A 19,792-nucleotide genomic window follows, 5' to 3' on the forward strand; every position below is an offset into this window, starting at 1 on the left:
ATCAGAACAGCTTTGCCAGAACCGACTCCGGTAACCGCCTTAGCACAAAACCGATCGGGGCCCAGGGCCAGGCGGGCACAAAATGCTCGGCTTTTCCGGCCTCTATGGCTTTCACCATAGCACGACAGCCGGTTTGTGCGTCGACGATGAACGGTGTGTTTTTCACCTTCTCATTGATTTCAGTGCGAATATAGCCCGGATACAGGGTAGTCACACGGATCGGGGACCGGCGTTTTTTCAACTCGATGCGCAGTCCTTCACAGAGTGCTGCCAACCCGGCCTTGGTGGCGGCATAGGTGGTAACGTTGCCCGGCATACCGCGCACTGCCGTTACCGATGATACGGCCACCAGGTGGCCCCGGTTCTGTTCCCTGAAAATTTCCATCGCCGCTTCAATCTGGGCGAGGGCGGCGACAAAGTTGGTTTCTGCGGTCTGCCGGTTAGCATCAAAGCGCCCGGTTCCGAGTGGCTGGCCCTTACCGATACCGGCATTCACAATAATCCGGTCCAGTGCTCCAAAGTGCGCCTGAAAAGCCCGGAACACCTCCTGCACCTGAACATGATCATTCACGTCGAGTGCCATCACCTGAATCCGGATACCCGGATACTGCTGTTCAAGCTCCGCTTTCAGCACCTCGAGCCGCTCAGTTCTTCGGGCGCAGAGCGCCAGGTTATCTCCGCGGGCGGCAAACTCTCGGGCCATGCCCTCGCCAAGGCCAGAACTGGCGCCGGTGATCAGAATGCTCCTGCTCATTGCGGTTTTCCTTTACCAGGGGGACTAGAAATACAGGGTCTGTTCCGGCTTGCCCTGTTTCTCGGATTCTGCCGATTCAACCGAATCCTCGGATGCCATCCGGGTCAGCTTCTCGCCGATCATTGTGGGCAGACCATCGGCCTGATCCACCGCCAGCTCAATGGAACGGCGGCGAAGATCCACATCCGGATGCTGCTGGCGGAAGCTCTCTACTTTTTCAAATACCTGAGCCCACAGGCGCTCCCGGTCGCGGGCCGAATAGTCCTCATGGGGCCGATGCACTTCCAGCCACACCTCACCACCGGCCATACCGATCTTGACCGGCTCACGAATCACCTGAACCGGCGTGCCTTTCTCCACCTGATAGACAAACCGTGAAATATCTTCGTTGTACATGCGGAAACAGCCGTGACTGACCGGCATACCGACACCGAACTGTTTGTTGGTGCCGTGAATGAGGTAGCCTTTCTCACTCAGCATGAGGGCATGGGTACCCAGGGGATTGCCCGGGCCTGGTGGGATCATTTTCGGCAGATAGTCTCCCGACGCCTCATATTCGGCACGAATGCTCGCTGGCGGGTACCAGGCCGGGGACTCCAGTGGCATGGTTACTTTGGCATTGGTCAGCGGCGACGGGTTTTCCTCAGTGCCCACACCAACCGGGTACACCTGCACCCCGCCATCCGGTGTGAAGTAATACAGCCGGTATTCAGCCAGATTAATCACGATGCCCTCGCGCTCAACATCGGGCAACACATACATGCGGGGCAGAGTGATCATGGTGCCTTCGCCCGGCAGCCAGGGATCAATACCGGGATTGGCCTTCACCAACTCCAGGTACCCCAGGGCCAACTTGTTACCAATGCCGGCAAAGGTGTCCTCATATACGGTATTGAACACCTGCAGCTCTCCCGCCAGGTCACCGTCGGGCTGAAAGGTAGGAACCCGCGGGGAGCGGTCCGGCACCCGTTCTGATGCCTCCGGCCCGTTTGTGTCCCGGGCGGCCTGCACTGAGGAAAACGGCCACAGCAGACTGACACCAATGACAACAAGCAACCAGCTTTTCCACCGCATAAGATTGGGTTCCCGTAACAACATTTCTCACACTCAATGACCGGCGTCCGGCTCAGGAGTTCATTACCGTGGCCCAGACCGTCACCACGGCCAGGGCCACAAACAGAATACTCGCACTGATTCGCGCCATGGCCAGCGGCAGGCGTTCCATCAGCCAGCGACCCGCCATGATAACCGGCACATTGGCCAACAGCATACCCACCGTTGTACCCATGATAACCCAGAACGTGTCGGTATACCGTGCGGCCAGGACCACAGTGGCAATCTGGGTTTTATCACCAATTTCCGCCAGGAAGAACATGATGGTCGTGGCCATGAAGGCACCCATACCCAGGAATTTCGAGTCCTCCGAATCATCCTTGTCTGGAATCAACAGCCACAGGGCAATGGCAACAAAGCTGACGGCCAGGATCCAGGGCAGCCAGGCCTCCGGAATCCATTGCGCAACCCAGGCGCCCAGCCAGGCGGACAGGGCATGGTTAAGCACGGTAGCAATCAGAATCCCGAGGATGATAGGGGTACGTTTGGCGTATCTGGCAACCAGAAAGAGAGACAACAGCTGGGTTTTATCGCCAATTTCAGCGATGGCAACGGCAAGCGTCGAAGCGAGAAAAGCATCCATTCAGCAGAACCTCAGGGCGGAGACAATTCAGACATGAGACAGCCCACCTTCCGCCCATTGGAGGTGATCTGCCTCAGGTCTTGCCAGTTCCTGTTCAGGAACACGATGGCCATGCAGATTGAGCTGCAAGTATGTTGACCACCGTCTGCCCCGGATCACCGGTGCAGAGGCTACTCCCCCGAAGGTGCGGCCATAGTAATGAATAGCGGCAAACAAGGCAACTCCCGGCCTCAGGCCCGCATTTTCCAGATCGGCACCGCCGCCAGCGCCACGCATACCGCAACCAGCCACCAGGCCGAGGCAAAGGCTGAAACGGTTGGCAGCCCGCCTTCGTGTTCGCCGAACTCGATGGTGAGGGCAACGATATTCACTCCGAGCGCACCACCCAGCTGACGGGCGAAATTGATCGTACTGGAACCTGCACCCAGCTGTTCCGGCGCGAGCGGGTTCAGAGCTCCCGTCGACAGCGCCGGCAACATAAAGCCTATACCGATTCGGCCCACAACTGCCCACAATGCCAGCCAGACAAACCCGACCAGCGCCCCGGTAGCGGCAAACAACACCGCCGAACAGGCAAACATGGCAATGCCAAACAACACCAGCCCACGGGCACTGCGTTTGTCGGCAAGCCGGCCGGCGACGGGGAACACCATGCCCAGTACGACGCCTGCGGGTAACATCAGCAAGCCCGCTTCTGTGGCCGAGAAGCCCAGCGAAGTCTGCACAAATAACGGGATCAGATAGGTAGAGCCGAACAGCGCCAGACCCAGTGCCATCGCGCCCAGGGTTGCGTACAGAAACACCGGCTCTCGCAGTAACGCCAATCGGACAAGCGGATGGGCGGCACGACGTTCACGTACGATAAATCCAATAATCAGAATCGCAGCCAACGCGCCCTGCCAGGCAATACGCACAGAGTCTCCGGGCCAGTCCTGCAGACGGTTAAGCGTTTCCAGGGCGACCGCAACCGCGGCCCCCAGCAGAACCATACCGGACAGATCGAACATGTAGGGAGCCGGACGGGACCGTGGTGACGGCAGAAAGCGCAAGGCCATCCACACACCCAGCAGGGTGACCGGAGCCGGGGCAAACATCACCCAGCGCCAGTGGAACTGATCCACCAGAAAACCACCGAGGACCGGGCCCAGAGCCGGCGCGAGAATCACACCCATGCCATAGATGCCCATGGCGCGGCCGCGCTGGTCCGCCGGAAAAATCCGGAACACCAGATACATGCCCATGGGCTGCATCAACCCGGCCATGGCCCCTTGCCCAATCCGGGCGGCAATCAACAATTCTGGCGTGGGCGCCAAGCCACCGGCGAGGGAAATCAGCGTGAACATGGCCATGGCGGCACTGAGGGTCTTGCGGACACCGAAGCGGTCCAGCAACCACGCCGAAGCCAGCATGGTGGTGGTCATGGCGGCAATGAAACCGGTCGCCAGCCAGTGAACCTGGCCCTGGCGGATACCGAACTCCACCATGATATCGTGCAGGGCAACGTTGACCACCGTGGCACTGAGCACCGTGGCCATGGTGCCGAGCACCACGGTAAGCACCGCCAGCCAGCGCCAGCGGTCACCATATCGGGCCCGCAGGCCCTCTACGGATTGATCAGCCAAGACTCACTTCTGCTTCTCGGCGTTTTCCATGATCTTGTGGAAAACCTTGAGCGATGCCTCAATGTCTTTGTCGGAAATGCCGTCAAGCATCTCCTCTCGGAGCGTGGCCGCGCGCTCGGACAACTCATCCATGAACTCGACACCGGCCTTGGTCAGGTGAAGGCGACGGGCGCGACGATCGTTGGGGCATGGGCGGCGCTCAATCAGCCCCTGTTGCTCGAGACTGTCCAGCAAACGTACCAGGGTCGGGTTTTCAATGGCCATCAGGCTGGCCAGTTCGCGCTGGGTCAGGCCTTCACCACCTTGCTGCAGATACACCATGGTGCTCCAACGCGCCTGGGTAACACCCAGATCTTTCAGGCGTTCATCGAGCATTTTGCGCCAGCGGCGGGTTACCCGGGCAACAGCAAACGGAAACTGATCTCTCATGGTTCATTACTCCTGATGGTGATCCGGCATGGGACAAGCAAACGCCACCCCGAAAACCGACAAAAGACTTACCTTATTGGAAATTCACCAATAGTAAGCTAACCATTGAAATAAAAACAGATGTGAAGACAAAAATATAATTGGGGAAAACCGAAAGCTGCGTCAACCGGCCTGACGCAGCTCCTCCTGCATTTCTTCCACTTCCGGTGATTCGTGAAACTCGGTGTTCCGGGGATCCATCTCGGTCAGCACCGGTGAGGTTTCCGGCATGGCCGGAACGAAATGCTCCTGCTCGTCCACCGGAACATCTTCGGTGTGGCTGATGCGGTAGCTGGTAATCACCGCCAATACCAGCAGGAAACCGGCATTGCCATAGAACAGACCGGCCGGACCCAACAGGCTGATCAGCTTGGCCATGGCAATAGGGCCGATGACACTGCCAATACCATAGCTCAGCAGCAAGGTCGCACTGGCGGAGACTATCCGGTTGCTGTCCATACGGTCGTTGGTGATCGCCACTGCGATTGGATAGATGGTGGCCGAAAGGCCGGTAAACAACCCTACCAACAAGGTCAACAACGCCAGGTTGCTCGCACCGAACACCGCGACACCGCCCGCGGAAGCCGAGGCGGCCATCGCCACCCAGAACATGACCCTGCGCCGATCAAAGCGGTCGCACAGCCGTCCCAGCGGCCAGGCCAGAAGCATGGCCGCCACAATCGCGCTGGCCATAAAGGTAGAGGTGCGCGCCACATCCAGGCCAACCAGCGTGGCGTAAACCGGCCCAAGGGCATAGAAGCCACCGATCATCACCCCACAGATCAGCGCCCCGGCAACGCCCGAAAACGACTCCCGCGCCAGCTTGAACACCGACATGCGACTGGCCTGTTCAATAACCGGCGCCTCCATCCGGGTCAAAGACAACGGAATCAATGCCAGCGTCAACAACATGGCCGCCAGCGAGAACGGCAGGAAGTTGGCCGGGTCACCGACATTGACGATCAACTGGCCGCCGGCGGCCGAAAGATAGAAGACAATCTGATAGACCGCGAAGAGTGCGCCGCGATTGGCGTTGGTGGCCCGACTGGAAAACCAGCTCTCAATGACCACCAGCACCCCGGCAATACTGAACCCGGACAGCACCCGCAGCACGGCCCAGAACACCATGGAAATAGCCATCGGATACATCAGTGCGGTGACCGCCGCCATGGCTGCGAACACCGCAAAGGCACGGATGTGACCCACCCGGCCAATAATCTTGTGCACATACAAGGTGCCAAGCACAAAACCGATGGAGTAACACACCAGCACCCAGCCGATCACATCTGGCGAAATCTCTTCAATACTCAGGCGAATGCCCAACAGAGTCATCAGAAAGGCGTTGCCACTGACCAGAAGGACAATACTGAGTATCAGCGCTGATAAAGACGCAACCATTCGGGTCATCGGAATTCTGCCTGTCGCGATTACAGTGGGTAACAAAAAGAAAAGATAGCAACATTATAGATTGTCTGCTGGCGAGCATTTAACCAACCTCTTTATAGCCGCGCCACTAGGGAGTTGCCGAGACCCCGAGCCCGCACTGGCAGGCCATTTGACAATGTTTTACATTAATGGGTCGTAACAGACCCGATTGGCGGGAGCAGGTAACATATTTGCCATGCAATCTACTGGACCGTGAGCGCCTGGTTATGAAGAAAACGGACTGGCCCATTCGTTGGGATTTACTGCTTCGCTATCGCCTGATCGAGATTATCGCCCTGTGGGAGGGTCGACTGACCACCAACCATATCTGTCACAGCTTTGGTATCGGTCGACAGCAGGCTTCCAAGGACATCAATACTTATCTTCGTGAACTGGCTCCCGGCAATCTGGTCTACGACCGGCACCTGAAAGGCTATGTCCCCTCTGCCAATTTCAAGCCGGTGGTCACCCGGGGCGCCGTATCCGAGTATCAGGATCTTCTGGCCCGCCAGCAGAATCTGAGTGATACCTTCTCCGATCTTGAACTGGGCCTGCCCGGCAACGCCGTCATCCCGGAGGCGGCCCGGCATATAGACCCGGAAGTTATGCGGGCCGTGGTTACCGCCACCCGTTATCATCGCCAGCTGAAGGCGAGCTACGTATCACTGAGCCGCCCGGAAGCCGCCGAGAGTGTGCTGGAACCCCACGCTCTGGTCTGTGCCGGCAACAGCTGGCACATTCGGGCCTGGTGCAGCGCCAACCGGGAATTCCGGGATTTCGCCCTGAGCCGCTTCCACGGCCGTATTGAGGCCCTGCGCCAGAAAGCCCGGCACAACGCCCAGCAGGATGACGACTGGCAGCGGCAGGTGACACTGGAGATCACCCCGGACCAGCGTCTGACCGAAGCCCAGCAGAAGATCATCGCCCGCGACTACGGCATGACCAATGGCCTGCTGCACATCGAAACCCGAGCCGCCCTGGCGCCCTATGTGCTGTCCCGACTGGGCATCACCTACGAAAACAGCCATCCAGACCCATTGGTTCAGCAGCTCGAACTGGCCAACCCGGACCAGCTCGGTTTTGGCAGCAAACGCGAACGGGCACTCAAGGCGGTGGCCGGTCTCTGCTAGACTGGCCCCGTGACCAGACCGCTCCAGACCTTTACTGCCCTTTTTTGCCTGGGGCTTGTCTTATCGGCGACGCCACTCCAGGCGCATGCCGATAACCGCTGTGGAGCTTCCGCCACGCCCATCCATCAGGTACAGGGCACCGGCAACCAATCCCCACTGATCGGCCAAACCGTGACCGTCGAAGGCATCCTTGTACTGGATGCCCGAAAACCTGGCGGCTTTTCCGGCTTCTATCTGCAGCAGGCCGATCACCAGACCGATGACAATCCAGCCACCTCCGAAGCACTGTTTGTCTATACCCGCAAAGCCGGTGGCACCGTAGGCCAGCGGGTGCGGGTTACCGGCACCGTCAAAGAGTTTCACGGCCTGACCGAACTGGCACCGGTGCACAGCCTTTCAGTCTGCGGCCAGGCACCCCTGCCAACGCCGATCAACGTATCGCTACCCTGGTCGCAACCGCCCGAAAGCCTGGAAAACATGCGGGTGCGTTTCGACGAGCCCCTGACGGTCATCGATAATTACAACCTGGCCAGGTACGGCGAGCTGGCATTGGCGGCCAGCGATCAGGTGATTGCCACAGAACAGTTAGCGCCAGGTCCGGCTGCCCGCACACTGGAACAGCAAAACCTGGCGCAACGAATAACCCTGGACGACGGCCTGGGCAAGCAAAACCCGACGCCGGTGCCCTGGCTATCAGAACGCGATACCGTTCGGGCCGGCGATATCGTGTCAGAACTGGAGGGCGTACTGGATTACCGCTTTGGCCAGTGGCGGGTTCAACCGGGCGCTGTACCACGTTTCCAGGCCCGGAACCCCAGGCCACAAGCGCCGACCAAATCAACGGACAGTATCCGGATCATGACCCTGAACCTGCAGAACTACTTCAATGGCGACGGGCAGGGCAAGGGCTTTCCCACGCCACGGGGCGCATCATCGCTCGAGCAGTTTCAGACCCAGAACCGTAAACTCGCCCGAACCATCCAGGACGCGCACCCCGACATCCTTGCCGTGACCGAACTGGAAAATGACGGCTACGGCCCAGACAGTGCGGCGGCTGGCCTGGCCCGGACGCTCGGCGCTGATTGGGCAGTCGTACAGACGCCGGGCAGGGACGGCAACGATGCCATCCGCACTGCCTTGCTGTATCGGGAATCCCGGGTCCGCCCCACTGGCCCGGCTTACAGGCCCGGACCAGGCGAACTTCCAGGCGCGTCCCGCCCGCCACTCGCCCAGGCATTCCGTGCCCGGGGAAGCGAGCTGACGTTCTGGGTGGTGGTACCACATCTGAAATCAAAATCCTGCCGGCATGCAGCGGCCCGAGAACAGGATCAGGGCGACGGGCAGGGCTGCTACAACCGGCAGCGGACCCTCAGCGCCAACGCTATCGTGATCTGGCTCCAGGCACTGGCCGGCGATCCCGAAACCACACCCGTACTGATCACTGGCGATCTCAACAGCTATGCCCGCGAGGCGCCGGTCGAACAGTTCCAGGAAGCCGGTTTCACCAGCCTGGTACACCAGTATCACCCTTGCCTGCCAATGCAGTGCGAGCACTATACCTACCGGTACCAGGGCCAGAAAGGTACCCTTGATTACGCGCTTGCCAGCCCGGCACTGATGCCTTGGGTTGAGCGGGCGCAAACCTGGAACATCAACGCTGATGAGCCCCGGGCGCTGAGCTACCATCAGACCCCGGATCAGTCGGGCCCGTGGCGATCGTCTGACCACAATCCCGTGCTGACCGATCTGAACCTCACCCCCACCCGCTGACTTGCTGCACCGCCTCCGGAGTCCGGCAGCCGGGCAATAGCGCACGGCCCGTGCCGCGTTAAACTGACAAGGCATTCACAGTAATGAGGTGTGCCCGTGGCATCGATCCCTGTACCCGATCTCTGGCCCATGGCCCGAACCGGACAACGCTGGCTGCTCAGAGCCAAACGCCGGGAAGCCGGTGTGGACGGTCATCGCATGATTTTTCTGGAACGCGGCCGGCCCGGGCCGGGGCGTCCGACCCTGGTGCTTATCCATGGCTTTGCCTCCATGAAGGAGAACTGGGCGCTCTGGATGCAGAAGCTGCCTTCGGACTGGCATCTGCTGATTCCGGACCTGCCGGGGCTGGGCGAAAGCCAGTATCAGCCGGCGGCCAGCTATCGCTACGAACGCCAGGCAGAGCGTCTGAGGGACTGGCTGTCTGAATACCCGGGCGACAACCTGCATCTGGCTGGCAGCTCCATGGGCGGTGCCATTGCCGCGATCCTCGCCCATAAGCTGAACCAGCCACCCCGCTCGGTCACACTGCTCAATAGCGCCGGCATTCCGGAACACCCGGATGTGGATATCAACGCGCCCTTCAAGTCTGATCGCGATGCCATTCTTATTCCTGGCGACTGGGCCGGCGTTTACCGCATGTTCAACAGCGTCGGGAATGGCAAGCCCACGGTGCCCGGACTGGCCATGACCGGCCTCCTGGGGCCTGACCTGCTCAAACGGCAAGCGTCGCTGCGGCATATTTTCAACGATATGCTGGCCGATGCCCTGGCCCCCGCGCGATTTCTTGGCCCGGACACTCCACCACTGCAAGTGCAATGGGGTGATCGCGACGTGATCACACCAACCCGTTGCGTTGACTGGTTTCGTACCGCCACACCCAATGCGGAAGTTCACGTGTTCCCGGGTGTCGGCCACCTGCCCATGCTGGAACGCCCGGGCCAATCCGCCAGGGTGTTGCAGGAGTTTGTTCAACGACAGGCGAGATAAAGCAATTGGCCTCTCTGGCCCATTGACCCGTCAGCGAAGTCATGGGGCTCAACCGTGCAAAGCGCCATAATCGGTTCCAACGAGCTCCCTTACATAACAACAACACACGCTGACGAGGAACATCATGCGCGCCTCTGTTTCCAATTCTCAGGATCTGGGCATGCCGGCCATCTACCTGCATACCCTGGCTGAGCTGCTTCATACCATTGGTGTTGATGAGCGGGATCTGATTCTGAGAGTCGGGCTGGATCCCACCCGGCTCAATTCCACCGAACTTCGGGTCAGCCAGGCCCAGGCCAGCGAGTTTGTGACCCGGGCCATCATTGAAAGTGGTGAACCTGGACTTGGTATCCTGCTGGCAAGGGAACTCAAGCTGCCCCTGCACGGTGCACTGGGTACCGCTGTCATGAGCAGCCGCACGCTGGCCGAGGCTTTGGAGCTGATGACCCGTTATCTCACCTTGCGGGCACCGCATCTGAAGGTAGAGAAGCGAGTCGCAGGCAGCAATGTCTGGTACGCGGTCAAATGCGATATCGAGCTGGGCCCGTTGCAGGGATTCGTTCTGGATGCCGTGCTGTTCGGCTGCGTTTCCATGGGGGCACAACTCACTGGCAGCCCGGTGCCCGGGACACAGGTTTTGCGCCGGGGCCCGGAACCCAATCACTTTCACCGGTTCCGACGCTCCATCGGGGTGCCGGTGGACTACGGCGCCAGTGAAGATGCCCTGGTGATTCCTGCCAGCCAGCTCAATCTGCCTGTGCAGTTCAGTAACGATCAGTTGGCGGTCAGTTCACGGGAACAATGCGAAACGGCACTGAAACAACTAAAAGAAGATGCCGGGTTTGCCTGCCGTGTTCGACGGGTGATCGAAACCAGCCACCCGTTTCCGCCAAAACTGGCCCGGGTGGCCTCTACCCTGTATGTTTCAGAGCGCACCCTCAAACGCCGGCTGCAGGAAGAAGAAGCCAGCTTCCAGGCCCTTGTGGACCAGGTCCGCCTGGAGCGCGCACGGGATCTGCTGGCCAGCACCACCATGAATCTGAGCCAGATTGCCGACAGCCTGGGCTATGCCGACGCCGCCAATTTTACCCGGGCGTTCAAACGCTGGACGGGGCTGAGCCCCAGCCACTTTCGCAACCGGGAACTGCAGACCGCTGAAACCGCCTGACTCAGTCGATACCCAGAATCTTGTGCATCTGCAAGGTTAACCGCCATTGCGGATGCGCCAGGCAGTAGTCCGTGGCTTTGCGGGTATTGCTTTGCTTGATGGCATCCGGCCCACCCTCCGGCACAGACGGTGAGGCCATGGGTGACAGGAAGTAATGCCTCGCCCGGATGTGCAGAAATCGCTCCGGTGGCGCCAGCGGCTGCGGGTAGACCAGCTTCAGCTCATCACACTCGGCAATGACCACTTCGGCATCGGCTTTCGGGCTGACACACAGCCAGTCGATACCTTCGGGCGCAGGCAATGTGCCATTGGTTTCCACCCCAACCTCAAACCCGGCCCGGTGAAAGGCCCTGATCAAAGGCTCATCCAGTTGCAGCAGAGGCTCACCGCCGGTACAGACCACATAGGGCCGGCCAGGAGCATCCGGCCACAGTGACCGGATATGGGCGGCCAGGGCCTCCGGGGTGTCGAAGCGGCCGCCATTCTGGCCATCGGTACCGACAAAATCTGTGTCGCAGAAATTGCACACCGCATTCGCCCGGTCTTTCTCACGCCCCGTCCAGAGATTGCATTTGCTGAACCGGCAGAACACCGCCGCGCGTCCAGCCTGGGCGCCCTCACCCTGGAGAGTGTAAAAGGCTTCCTTGACGCGGTACATCAGGCAAGACGCTCGTAGGTCAGTGGATCGGTGACGCCGTTGGCGGCAAAGGCCTCCAGCCGCTCGACGCAGGAACCACAACGTCCGCACGCCTTGTCGCGGCCGTTGTAGCAGGTCCAGGTCTGGCTGTAATCGAGGCCCAGCTTGAGCCCTTCAGCCAGGATCTGGCCCTTGTCCATGGCCATAAAGGGTGCCTCAATGCCCACGGGCTCGTAGTTGGCCACCCGGCACACAGCATCCATTTTTTCAACAAACTCCGGCCGGCAATCCGGGTAAATGGCGTGGTCCCCGCCATGGGCTCCATACCAGACCGCGCCCGCTCCGGTGGTCACCGCATACCCGGTCGCCAGCGATAACAGGATCATGTTGCGGTTGGGCACCACCGTGGCTTTCATGGTGTCTTCTTCATAATGGCCTTCAGGCACCTCGATGTCGGACGTCAGAGACGAGCCGGACATCACCTCACTCATGGCACGGATATCAATCACTTTGTGGGGGATACCTTCAGCCCGGCAAACGTCGGCGGCCACATCCAGTTCCCGCACGTGGCGCTGGCCATAGTTGAAAGACAGGGCATGTACCTTGAGCCCCCTGGCGCGGGCCAGGTGCAACAGTGTGAAAGAATCCATACCACCGGAATAGATAACGACAACGGAGTCAGTCATGAGGGGTCAGCACCAGTTTTTCAGAAGGGTGTGTCATCGGGCTTTTACAAAGCGTGGCCATATTGTAACAGTGACAAACCGAGTTGGGTTCGCGTCCTGGCAAGATCAGGGGTAAACTCGAAAGAAAACGACAAAGCACCAGCACCGATTCAATGAGCTCAGACTTCAGCCCGGCCTTTATTGACTTTGAGGCGTCCAGCCTCGACCTGATCGCCAGCTACCCGATTGAGGTAGGCATCTGCATGCCCGACGGGGCACTGCACAGCTGGCTGATTCAGCCCCATGTGCTCTGGCAGGACTGGTCTGAAAGCGCGGAAACCATTCACGGAATTTCAAGGCAACGGCTGTTGCAGGAAGGCATGCCGGTTAGCGAGGTGGCTCAGCAATTAAACGAGTTGTTGCCGGAGCAGGTATTCTGTGACGCCTGGACCTTTGACAGCTTCTGGCTACACAGGCTGTTCCGGGCCGCCGGTGAGGTTCCGGCGTTTCAACTGGAATCCATTTCCATGCTGCTCGACCCGGGCCAGGTACGCCACTGGTCAGGCATCCGCCAGCAGGTGATTGCCGAACTCGGGCTGCCCGTGCACCGGGCAGCCAACGATGCACTCATCCTGCACAAAACCTGGGAACGGGTTATTTGCCGGGGCGAAGCCGCAGTGCAATAACTTCCAGGCCATCTCGGATGGTATGAAGTGTCCAGTAGGTGGCCAGTGCCATCAGCGCGGCGCCAGTAACCGTAAAGGACAGGTTCTCTCCCACCACTTGCCCCTGCGCCATCACCAGATAAACGGCAACCGCGACAATCAGGGCAATCTCGACAATAAAATCAGAACGGAACTTGTTACGGGCAGGTCCGGGTTCTTCGGGCATTTTCTTCGGTTTCAACCTCTGGATATCAATTGGATAACTGGATGTATTGAGTGATTGAATTATCGCCAAAGCCGCCATAGATGGCTGTACGAAGTAGTGGCTACGAACTTTCCGAGATGGCAAAAAAAACGCAGCCCATCGGGCTGCGTAGAAAGGAGAGATCCATCCGATACCTGCCAGGCAGGTATCGCGGATTGCACAACGTAAAAACACGTGACAAGGCGAAGTATGAGGATTTCCCGCCGGTGCGTCTGTACGGGTTTGCCGAATGAACAGGGCTATTGCAAACCGTCCAATTGCCGATACACTGATGACTCAACCGAATCCACAGAGCCGATATGACCAGGATGATTTCAAAGCACACCGTATACTCAGCCGCCGGTTGCCTGATTGGGCAGACCGTGCGTGCCATGGTGAAAGACAGCTAACGGCTTTCGGTCAGTCCCGGGAGCCGTTGCGGTAACCGGGGCAGCTTCTCCGCCAGACCCCGGTTGCCTGTGAGGCTCCGGGGTTTTCTGTTTTTGCAGCCGCAAAACGACAAGGAGAACATCATGAGAAGACATCCGACATCACGTGCAGCGAACCAGCCCATGGCCAATCGTCAGGCTCCGATCAAGCGCCCGGAGAAGCTGCCGCTGCTGGATGCAATCTGCAAGAAACTCAATCAGCGAGTCAACCTGGATGACGAGCAGCGGGTGCTGGGTCTGTACGAGCGGGGCTGGATTTTCAAAGGCGTACTCAGCAATCTGGACGGCGCCGAAGCCCGATATGTCCGGGCTCTTGCGACCCGCTACAACTCCTGGATTGCCCGCCAGGTAGCCTGATCAGGCTTGCCGTCACGACCGCAGGCTGGACCGGTCAATGATGCCGGTTCAGCCCATCCATCATCGACAGATCACCGCCATGGACCATGGCGTAGTTGTTCACCACATCGTAAATCTTTTCCTGGGAATAGGGCTTCACTACATAGCCATTGGCGCCGGCACTGATGGCACGTTGAATACTCTCAATGGAATCGTCTGCCGTGACCAGCACAATATGCTGGTTCTCCCGAACCTGTTTGAAACGGGTCATCAGTTCGTGACCGTTACCATCCGGCAGTCCCAGATCCAGCAGAATGATCTGGAACTCACTGGCCTCGAACGCCGCCCTGGCAGAGGCAGCATCTGCACATTCAGACACGCTGGTAGCACCGGCTTTGTAAAGCATGTCGACCAGACGCTCCCGCATCACCGGCTCATCTTCGACCACCAGTACTCTGAGATCACTCATTACACTCTCCTGTTCTGTGCCCTGGCTCAGTAGGTATCGTTGCCGGTTCGGCGCGGCAAGTCCAGAGGTGCGGGCCCGGGGCGGACATCAACCGGTTCATCACCGGTGGGCCCGCCATGGTCACCGACGGACGGTGGCGCGGTCACCCGGGTGAGAATATTGGCAATGCTGACTGCCGTTGTATAGAGGGAAATGGAGACAATCAGCAGTACCGGCTGCACAAAAGCCACAAAGCCCGGAATCTCCGCGTTCCCGGTCATACTCAGGATCAGGATGATGGCCGGCCCAAGGACCACGAACAGCGTCAGGGCAATAAAAAACACAATCCGCTCTTTGTAGCGCCCCAGATCGCGATTGGTCACCAACCCCAGCACAAATTTGCCGATAGCCAGGCCGGCCAGAATCGCCGCAGCAATACTCAGGTCGGGCCGCATCAGGGACTGGTACAGGTTGCCATCCCAGAGCCGCTGCATGGCAATGACAAGAAACGGAAACAGTACGAACAGTATGTCGGCGTATGTGCCATACATCATGCTCAGGGAATAATGTTCCTGTTTTTGGTTATCGCTCATTGGCCTGTTCCTTTGTGGTTTTCGACGACCTCTGGTGACCCTCAAGGGCCCGGTCAATCATGGCGTTCAGGATGGTCAGTTCCTGTCGAATCATCCCCCTCTCTCCGGGGCTTGAGCGTACACATCGCTCAAGTATCCCTGCCTGTTCTGTCATCAACGGATAGCCCATGGCACCGGCGGTGCCCTTGATCTGATGGCTCTCGGACTGCAATTGCTGCAACTGTCCCTGGGCCAGCGCGGCCTCCATGCGCCGCTTGCGCTCAGCCAGGCCATCCAGGAAACGGTTCACCAGCGGACCAATGTCATCGTCAACCGCCTCGCCGACCCATTGTTCCACCGGCAGATAGCGATCCAGCAGGGCCTGCAGGTGGGCGTGGTCAATGGGCTTGTTCAGCACCCCGTCGCAACCGGCCTCCAGCAAGGCTTCATTCTCTGCCTGATCACCAGCGGTAAAGGCAATGATCGGCCGCCGGAAGCCCGCCTGGCGCAAAAGCCGGGTGGCCGCAACGCCGTCCATGCCGGGCATGTGGCGATCCATAAGCACCAGTTTCACGGTTTCCGACAGAGCCCGGCGAACCGCCTCTTCCCCATTGGTCACCAGCAAGGGCTCTGCGCCGGTGCGGCGGAGCATCCGCTCCACCAGCCCACGGTTATCATCGTTGTCTTCGGCCACCAGCACCTTGCCGCTGTACCGGTGACCGGAACCCACCGCCGTTTCCGCCGACAACGCCAGGTAACGGGCCAATACCTCGTAAAAGCGCTGCTTGTCGATGGGTTTGGCCAGGTGATCATTGCATCCCGCCAGACGATATTCAGCGATATCCTCGGCCATGACATTGGCCGTAAGCGCAACCACCGGGGTGTTAACACCTGCTTCCCGCAACGCCAGGGTGGCATCCCGGCCATTCATCACCGGCATCTGGATGTCCATCAGAATCAGATCGAAGTGCTCGCGGGTGGCGCGCTCCAGGGCTTCCGCGCCATTACTGACATGCACCAGCTCGGCACCGGTGCGCCCCACCAGCAACGACACCAGCCGGCGGTTTACATCGTTATCCTCGGCACAGAGGATGCGGCCCGACAACCGGGGCGCCATGACCATGGCAATGGCCCGGCGCCGCTGGCTGAATTCCGAGGCATCCCGCAGGAAATGAACCTGCGCGAGTTCACCGGTGCTGATGCACACTTCAAATTCACTGCCTTCACCATAGGTGCTGGACACCCGGATATCGCCGCCCAGCAGTTCCGCCAGCCTCCGGGATATACTGAGGCCGAGCCCCGTGCCGCCATACTGGCGGGAAATTGCGGTGCTGCCCTGGGCAAAGGGGTCAAACAGACGGTCCAGCTGTTCAGGCTTCATGCCAATCCCGGTATCCACCACCCGGGCGTAAAGCTTCTCGGCGCCCCGGTCACAGCGAACAATCAGGGAGATAGACCCATTTTCCGTGAACTTCAGGGCATTTCCGCACAAATTAATGATAATTTGTCGGTAACGGGTTGGATCGGTCCGGATCTTCTCGGGCAGGGGATAATCGCAGATGATACTGAAATCCAGGCCCTTTTCCCGGGCCCGGGGGGCGAAGAAGGCGCGGATTTCATCCAGCAACTCCGGCAGATTGACCGGCACCACATCAACATCCAGCTTGTTGGCGTCGATCTTTGAGTGGTCGAGGATATCGTTCACCAGCTCCAGCAGGTGCCGCCCGCTGCGAACCACCGTTTCAGCACTGCTGCGTTTCTCGGTTTCGTTCAGATCCGGGTCCAGCAGGGTTTCGCCATAGCCGATGATTGCCGCCAGCGGGGTCCGGATTTCATGACTCATATTGGCCAGGAACTGGCTCTTGGCCTGAGCGGAATTCCGGGCCAGCTCTTTTTCCAGCCGCTCCTGCTCCCGCTCCCGCTCGATCTGCAGGCGCTGATGGCTCTCAGTGGCGTCAATACAGGTGCCTTCGAGATGCATGGGCAGGCCCTCGGCATCATACACCGTGTGCAGGGAAATGGTGGCCCAGCGTTCCTCGCCCTGACGGGTCAGGTAACGCGCTTCAATACCCTTCACCGTACCCCGGGCCTCCAGTTGCTCGACCACCAGACGCCGCAACCGCTCATCGGCAATGCAGGTTTCCAGCACATCCGGATTACGCGCCAGCAGCTCACGGCTGCTGCTGTAGCCCAGCAACTCGGCCATGGCCGGGTTGGCGGTTACAAACCGCCGTTCCGGTGACATCTGGAACACGCCCTCAATGGCGTTATCAAACAGTGACTGGTAACGCCTCAGGTTCGCCAGAGCGCGCTGGTTCCAGGCCAGGGCCTCGCCCTGAACCTGCTTGATTCGGTCAGCCAGGGCAAAGGAAAACAGGATGATCTGGGCCGTCAGGCCGAACTGTGGCGAATAGCTGGTAAAGGTATTCAGCGGCAGGTAACCCATCACCGTCAGCGCATAGATACCAAACCCGATCAGGGCCAGGGTCCAGGCAAAGAAATAAGAGCGTGCTGCCGGGTTGTAATAGCGCCAGGACAGATAACTGACCACAATCAGAATGATACTGAGCAGAATCGAGCCGACCACAATCCATTCCATGGCCACCGAATAGGGCATGAAAAACGACAAACCAAAGGTGGTGACGACAGAGGTCAGACATAACCGGAGTACATGATCCAGATCGGGCGAGCGTTGCCGGGTTTCCAGCAGCGAACGGGCCATTAACAGGCCAAAGAACCAGGTCAGAATAATCTGGAAATGGAGGTATTCCTTGTTGAGCAAGGCTGGCCGGCTATCCAGCAACTGAACCCCGTGCACCTGTTCGGTACCGATGAATACCGCCGCACATACCAGGTAGAGCACGTAGTAGATGTTGCTGCGCTCCCGCACCGACACCGCCACAAACAGGTTGTAAGCCAGGATAGCCAGGATGGCACCCAGCAGCAGCCCGCGCACGGCTTCGTCGATGGAAACCTTTTCTATGTAATTGTCCGGGTGCCAGAGGGTAATCGGCAGGCGGAAGGTGTTGGTGTTGGTAATGCGCAGGAAAACCGTGGTGACGGTGTCTGGCGACAATCTGAGCCGAAAGGTCGGGTTTGGCACGGCCAGATCCCGGTCGTCCCAGCTGTCCAGATACCCGGTCTGGCGTTGTTCCACCAGTTGCCCATCCCGAACCAGATACAGCCGAACGTCGTCCACCAGTGGCAGCGCCAGCTCCAGTATCCAGTCCGAGCGGGAGGTCAAACGGCGGGTGCTCAGGTCAAAGCGAGTCCAGTAGGCGGAGCCGGTATAACCGAAGTTGAGTACGCCACCCTGATGACGGGTCAACCTGTCCTCGCCTGCGGCGCGAACCTCGTCAATCGTCAGTGACTGCTCAGGATCTTCCAGGTACCAGAGGCACTCGCCCAGATCCGGAATGCTACCGGTGTTGTGATCCAGCATGATCTGCCCATCCCGGCAGGCATTCTGGGCCTTCGCCACAGATGGCAAAACCAGAACGGCCAGAAACAGGAGAAGAACCACCGTCCGCACCGGGATATGGGCAAACCGTTGCTGCAAAATGTGATCTCCGCGCGGGTAGCTGCGTGCTTTATCGTTTATTGTCAGCACTCGTCACTTTAGCCGTTCACACGCTTTTTCGCACCCCGGGGTCACCTGAAATGAGACATTCCTGCCTTTTTGCTGCTGTTTCACTCACGTTACTGACACTCAGCGGGTGTCGGGTCGACAGTGGCGGCGATTCCTCGTCGACGTTAAATCCGGCCAGTAATGTCGATCTCACCTTCAGCACCTTCGACCTGGCGGATACAGACCGTGCCCCGAATACTCTGAGCAAAACCCGCTTTGCTGACTTCTATCCCGGTATCGAGCCGAACGGCGCGGACCAGACCGCGGAGTACCAGGCAACGGCTGCCGACATCCGTCGCCATATCGACCGGTTTATCGGTGCCGAACCCACCAGCGACGGAAAAAGCTACCGCAAGGTTCGTAACCCTCTCGATCTGATGAATCAGGTGATCAGCGTAGGGCGCGTTGATAATTTTGATGAAGGGCGGGGCTATATCCGCAGGCGCATTGAAGCCGATGAATCAGGAACCTATAACTCCAGGGCCAACCAGGCCTCCATCCGATTTACCGATCAGGCTGCAACCCTTGAAAACCGACCTCTGAATGCCCGGGAATGGCGTTATCAGACCCTGGACTGGCGTTACCAGGCTGGCAGCGAAACCGGGCATGTTTATCGCACTATCCAGCACGTTGCCCGCAGCGTCGACGCCGAAGACAGGGATAAACAGCCACAACTGCTGAGCGTTCTCGCAGGCTCGAGGTTCAATGCAGCCTCATTCAGCGCCATTGGCTACAACCAGCCGGAATACGCGACAGCAGACTACGTGTCACGGGATTACGGCGGCATCGAACTGCGCCAGGAATTCATCGGAACTACCCAGAAAGATACCTTGTATATTAAAAGCCCGGAGCAGGCGGTCATCGATTTCAGTCGACACGGCTTCAATATGGAGGACGACAGCCCGGACTGTCTCCGCATTGAACTGGATTACGGCATGAGCACGGTCCATCTGTTCGTCTCCAACGACGAACCGGCAAGAATTCCGGATCCGGAGGAAGATCCAGCCGATTACGAGAACGCCGATGACATTCCAACCGTCAGCAATCCGGCAAACTGTGCCAATCAGCCGGAAACGGAATTCCTGATGTCCTGGAATGCAGTATCAACTCCTGACCGACAGTAGCAAT

General features: G+C 59.0%; 19 protein-coding genes. 7 read left to right on the top strand and 12 right to left on the bottom strand.

Annotated features, from left to right (window positions below):
- Position 1: 1 nt before the first annotated feature.
- From ACAM27_RS02005 to ACAM27_RS02030, 6 genes are all read right to left on the bottom strand, one after another.
- Complete coding sequence (locus ACAM27_RS02005) at positions 2-754, bottom strand: SDR family oxidoreductase (RefSeq protein WP_041654424.1); 753 nt, start codon at positions 752-754, stop codon at positions 2-4.
- Between the two features lie 24 nt (positions 755-778).
- Positions 779-1,828: a L,D-transpeptidase family protein gene (locus ACAM27_RS02010; RefSeq protein WP_369612457.1), complete on the bottom strand. Its 1,050-nt coding sequence runs from the start codon at positions 1,826-1,828 to the stop codon at positions 779-781.
- 52 nt (positions 1,829-1,880) lie between these two features.
- The gene (locus ACAM27_RS02015) at positions 1,881-2,450 is read right to left on the bottom strand and encodes a TMEM165/GDT1 family protein (protein WP_011783695.1); all 570 of its coding nucleotides are present in this window, start codon (positions 2,448-2,450) and stop codon (positions 1,881-1,883) included.
- A 230-nt stretch (positions 2,451-2,680) separates the two neighbouring features.
- A complete protein-coding gene (locus ACAM27_RS02020) occupies positions 2,681-4,072 on the bottom strand; it encodes a DHA2 family efflux MFS transporter permease subunit (RefSeq protein WP_369612458.1) in 1,392 nt (463 codons plus the stop codon).
- A 3-nt stretch (positions 4,073-4,075) separates the two neighbouring features.
- Positions 4,076-4,501 carry a MarR family transcriptional regulator gene (locus ACAM27_RS02025; protein ID WP_011783693.1) on the bottom strand — a complete coding sequence of 142 codons (426 nt, stop codon included), beginning with the start codon at positions 4,499-4,501 and terminating at the stop codon, positions 4,076-4,078.
- A 162-nt stretch (positions 4,502-4,663) separates the two neighbouring features.
- Positions 4,664-5,947, bottom strand: coding sequence for an MFS transporter (locus tag ACAM27_RS02030; protein ID WP_023008081.1), 1,284 nt, complete (start codon positions 5,945-5,947; stop codon positions 4,664-4,666).
- Between the two features lie 245 nt (positions 5,948-6,192).
- On the opposite strand from ACAM27_RS02030, the gene ACAM27_RS02035 reads away from it, so the two are divergent.
- The 4 genes from ACAM27_RS02035 to ACAM27_RS02050 all read left to right on the top strand — a co-directional run bounded on the left by ACAM27_RS02035 (position 6,193) and on the right by ACAM27_RS02050 (position 11,020).
- Positions 6,193-7,095 (top strand): YafY family protein, encoded by a 903-nt coding sequence (locus tag ACAM27_RS02035; RefSeq protein ID WP_121208072.1) that lies wholly within the window; start codon positions 6,193-6,195, stop codon positions 7,093-7,095.
- A 9-nt stretch (positions 7,096-7,104) separates the two neighbouring features.
- Complete coding sequence (locus tag ACAM27_RS02040) at positions 7,105-8,865, top strand: ExeM/NucH family extracellular endonuclease (protein ID WP_369612459.1); 1,761 nt, start codon at positions 7,105-7,107, stop codon at positions 8,863-8,865.
- 96 nt (positions 8,866-8,961) lie between these two features.
- Entirely contained in the window at positions 8,962-9,852 is an 891-nt protein-coding gene (locus ACAM27_RS02045; RefSeq protein WP_011783689.1) for an alpha/beta fold hydrolase, read from the top strand.
- Positions 9,853-9,976: 124 nt separating this feature from the next.
- The gene (locus ACAM27_RS02050; protein ID WP_022991831.1) at positions 9,977-11,020 is read left to right on the top strand and encodes an AraC family transcriptional regulator; all 1,044 of its coding nucleotides are present in this window, start codon (positions 9,977-9,979) and stop codon (positions 11,018-11,020) included.
- A 1-nt stretch (position 11,021) separates the two neighbouring features.
- Here the strand turns inward: ACAM27_RS02050 and queE are convergent, their stop codons facing one another.
- Positions 11,022-11,678: a 7-carboxy-7-deazaguanine synthase gene (gene queE / locus ACAM27_RS02055; RefSeq protein ID WP_011783687.1), complete on the bottom strand. Its 657-nt coding sequence runs from the start codon at positions 11,676-11,678 to the stop codon at positions 11,022-11,024.
- Positions 11,678-12,343, bottom strand: a complete 666-nt coding sequence (queC, locus tag ACAM27_RS02060) for a 7-cyano-7-deazaguanine synthase QueC (RefSeq protein WP_022991829.1) — start codon at positions 12,341-12,343, stop codon at positions 11,678-11,680. The genes queE and queC overlap by 1 nt, the downstream gene beginning before the upstream one ends.
- Positions 12,344-12,495: 152 nt before the next feature.
- Between queC and ACAM27_RS02065 the strand changes: the two genes are divergently transcribed.
- The gene (locus ACAM27_RS02065; RefSeq protein WP_141066741.1) at positions 12,496-13,008 is read left to right on the top strand and encodes a hypothetical protein; all 513 of its coding nucleotides are present in this window, start codon (positions 12,496-12,498) and stop codon (positions 13,006-13,008) included.
- Here ACAM27_RS02065 and ACAM27_RS02070 read toward each other — a convergent pair.
- The gene (locus ACAM27_RS02070) at positions 12,977-13,213 is read right to left on the bottom strand and encodes a hypothetical protein (RefSeq protein ID WP_014420082.1); all 237 of its coding nucleotides are present in this window, start codon (positions 13,211-13,213) and stop codon (positions 12,977-12,979) included. The two genes, ACAM27_RS02065 and ACAM27_RS02070, sit on opposite strands and share 32 nt — an antisense overlap.
- Positions 13,214-13,764: 551 nt before the next feature.
- On the opposite strand from ACAM27_RS02070, the gene ACAM27_RS02075 reads away from it, so the two are divergent.
- The gene (locus ACAM27_RS02075; RefSeq protein WP_031209774.1) at positions 13,765-14,037 is read left to right on the top strand and encodes a hypothetical protein; all 273 of its coding nucleotides are present in this window, start codon (positions 13,765-13,767) and stop codon (positions 14,035-14,037) included.
- 34 nt (positions 14,038-14,071) lie between these two features.
- Here ACAM27_RS02075 and ACAM27_RS02080 read toward each other — a convergent pair whose 3' ends face one another.
- Genes ACAM27_RS02080 through ACAM27_RS02090 form a run of 3 tightly spaced genes read right to left on the bottom strand, consistent with a single transcriptional unit; the run spans position 14,072 to position 18,595 of the window.
- Positions 14,072-14,485 carry a response regulator gene (locus tag ACAM27_RS02080; protein ID WP_011783682.1) on the bottom strand — a complete coding sequence of 138 codons (414 nt, stop codon included), beginning with the start codon at positions 14,483-14,485 and terminating at the stop codon, positions 14,072-14,074.
- A gap of 26 nt (positions 14,486-14,511) precedes the next feature.
- The gene (locus ACAM27_RS02085; protein WP_011783681.1) at positions 14,512-15,057 is read right to left on the bottom strand and encodes a hypothetical protein; all 546 of its coding nucleotides are present in this window, start codon (positions 15,055-15,057) and stop codon (positions 14,512-14,514) included.
- The gene (locus ACAM27_RS02090; protein ID WP_369612460.1) at positions 15,047-18,595 is read right to left on the bottom strand and encodes a 7TM diverse intracellular signaling domain-containing protein; all 3,549 of its coding nucleotides are present in this window, start codon (positions 18,593-18,595) and stop codon (positions 15,047-15,049) included. Before ACAM27_RS02090 ends, ACAM27_RS02085 begins: the two co-directional genes overlap by 11 nt.
- Positions 18,596-18,696: 101 nt before the next feature.
- On the opposite strand from ACAM27_RS02090, the gene ACAM27_RS02095 reads away from it, so the two are divergent.
- Complete coding sequence (locus tag ACAM27_RS02095; RefSeq protein ID WP_023008087.1) at positions 18,697-19,788, top strand: hypothetical protein; 1,092 nt, start codon at positions 18,697-18,699, stop codon at positions 19,786-19,788.
- Positions 19,789-19,792: the final 4 nt, after the last annotated feature.

This window comes from Marinobacter sp. RI1, assembly GCF_041155085.1.
In the GTDB taxonomy this organism is placed as follows: Bacteria; Pseudomonadota; Gammaproteobacteria; order Pseudomonadales; family Oleiphilaceae; genus Marinobacter; species Marinobacter nauticus.